The organism is Corynebacterium sp. HMSC074C05 (assembly GCF_001838325.1).
Classification (GTDB): Bacteria; Actinomycetota; Actinomycetes; order Mycobacteriales; family Mycobacteriaceae; genus Corynebacterium; species Corynebacterium amycolatum.
This window is the reverse complement of the sequence record NZ_KV836276.1, coordinates 1-1,392: the sequence shown is the minus strand read 5'-3', so window position 1 is coordinate 1,392 and position 1,392 is coordinate 1. Positions and strand designations below refer to the sequence as shown.

General features: G+C 53.1%; 2 rRNA genes. Both read left to right on the top strand.

Going from position 1 to position 1,392, the window contains the following annotated elements:
- Positions 1 to 494, top strand: a 16S ribosomal RNA gene (locus HMPREF3042_RS00010); the annotation flags it as partial.
- A gap of 392 nt (positions 495 to 886) precedes the next feature.
- A 23S ribosomal RNA gene (locus HMPREF3042_RS00005) occupies positions 887 to 1,392 on the top strand; the annotation flags it as partial.

Sequence of the window (1,392 nt, the reverse complement as noted above, 5' to 3'; positions counted from 1 at the left end):
GGTGCATGGTTGTCGTCAGCTCGTGTCGTGAGATGTTGGGTTAAGTCCCGCAACGAGCGCAACCCTTGTCTTATGTTGCCAGCACGTTGTGGTGGGGACTCGTAAGAAACTGCCGGGGTTAACTCGGAGGAAGGTGGGGATGACGTCAAATCATCATGCCCCTTATGTCCAGGGCTTCACACATGCTACAATGGTCGGTACAGTGGGTTGCCAGTCCGTGAGGGCGAGCTAATCCCGCAAAGCCGGTCTCAGTTCGGATCGGGGTCTGCAACTCGACCCCGTGAAGTCGGAGTCGCTAGTAATCGCAGATCAGCAACGCTGCGGTGAATACGTTCCCGGGCCTTGTACACACCGCCCGTCACGTCATGAAAGTCGGTAACACCCGAAGCCAGTGGCCTAAACTCGTTAGGGAGCTGTCGAAGGTGGGATTGGCGATTGGGACGAAGTCGTAACAAGGTAGCCGTACCGGAAGGTGCGGCTGGATCACCTCCTTTCTAAGGAGATTATTTTTTCTTCTGGTCATGTGTCATCGTGTTGGTGGCGTGTGGCTTTTTTGTTTTTTGGGTGGAACACCTACTGGTTAGATCACTGACATTGATGGTGGTCTGCGCGTGTGTGTGATGATCAGGCGTTTGTGGTGCTTTCCTTTTTTGTGTTGGTTGGTTGTTGGTGCGCTGTTGGGTGTCTGGGATGACACACGTGTTGCTGTTGTTCCTGTATGACAGGTTGCTGCATGCTGCAGGTGGGCTGCTGTTTGGTGGTTTGTTCTGTGGTGTGTGGGTGTTGTGTGAGAACTGGATAGTGGACGCGAGCATCTTGTTTTTCTGTAAGTTCGATTTTGTCAAGCAGTTTTTCTGTTTGTGATTGTTCTTAGTTATTTGTTTGTGTGTTGTGTTGTAAGGGCGCATGGTGGATGCCTTGGCATAGTAGGCCGATGAAGGACGTGAGAGGCTGCGATAGGCCTCGGGGAGCTGCCAACTAAGCGTTGATCCGAGGGTGTCCGAATGGGGAAACCTGGCCGTCGTTGTGGGCGGTCGCCGTTAGATGAATTCATAGTCTAATTGGTGGTTACGCGGGGAAGTGAAACATCTCAGTACCCGTAGGAGTAGAAAACAATTGTGATTCCGTTAGTAGTGGCGAACGAACGTGGATGAGGCTAAACCGCGTGCGTGTGATACCTGGCAGGGTTTGCGTGCGTGGGGTTGTGGGGATGCATTTGTGCAGGGTCTGCTAGTCCTGCGTTGTGTGGTGTGGGTGTAGCGGAAGTGGATTGGAATGTCCTGCCGTAGACGGTGAGAGTCCGGTACGTGAAACACTTGCATCTGCAATTGGTGTGTTGCCCGAGTAGCAGCGGGCTCGTGGAATCTGCTGTGAATCTGCCGGGACCATCCG